1 pseudogene is annotated in these 775 nt (G+C 71.7%); it reads right to left on the reverse strand.

Annotated elements, in window-relative coordinates:
* Positions 1-775, reverse strand: a pseudogene (locus FF041_RS39695) (ATP-binding protein); the annotation flags it as partial.

Raw genomic sequence — 775 nt, forward strand, 5'->3', positions numbered from 1 at the left:
GACGCCGGTCAGCCCGAGGAGGGCGGAGGCGGAGGCGAGCTGGTCGGCCTCCTGCCGGTAGATGATCCGCGTCGAACAGTCCGTGAGGAGACCCTCCGCGAGGGCCCGGCCCCGGGAGCCGGCCTCGCCCGCGGTCAGCAGATCCGACAGCCGGTGAATCACCATGACGTTGGCGATGCCCAGACCCCGGCTCAGTTTCCACTGGGACTGCATCCGCTCCAGCAGGGCGACATGCCGCATCACCCGCCACGCCTCGTCGTAGATCACCCACCGCCGCCCGGCGGTGGGGTCAGAGATCGCCGCCTCCATCCACGCCGACGCACACGTCATCGCCAGCACCAGCCCCGTGTCGTCGCCGGTGCCGCCGAGCCGGGACAGGTCGATGGACAGCATCGGCGCCGACGGATCGAACCGCACGGTCGACGGGGCGTCGAACAGCCCGCCGAGATCGCCGTGGATCATGCGGCGCAGGGCGTGGGCGAGGTCCTCGGCGGCTCGTCCGAGCCGCCCGGACGATTCGCCGATGGCGGCGTCGAGGTGCTGGGGGGAGCCGAGGACGTAGGCGACGTCGCCGAGCAGCGGTGTCGTGCCCGTCTGCTGCGTGTAGGCGACGACCTGGTCGAGCGCGATGTCCAGAGCGGTGTGCTCCATCGGGTGCAGCTCCCGGCGGAGCACGGTCTTGGCCAGGGAGCCGAGGAGGAGCAGGCGGCGCTTGCGGACCTCGGTCGTCCAGTCCTCGTCGCTGATCCCGTACGGCTTCTCCGGCGCGTCCAGC

The sequence above is a fragment of the Streptomyces jumonjinensis genome (genome assembly GCF_009600885.1).
GTDB classification, from domain to species: Bacteria; Actinomycetota; Actinomycetes; order Streptomycetales; family Streptomycetaceae; genus Streptomyces; species Streptomyces jumonjinensis.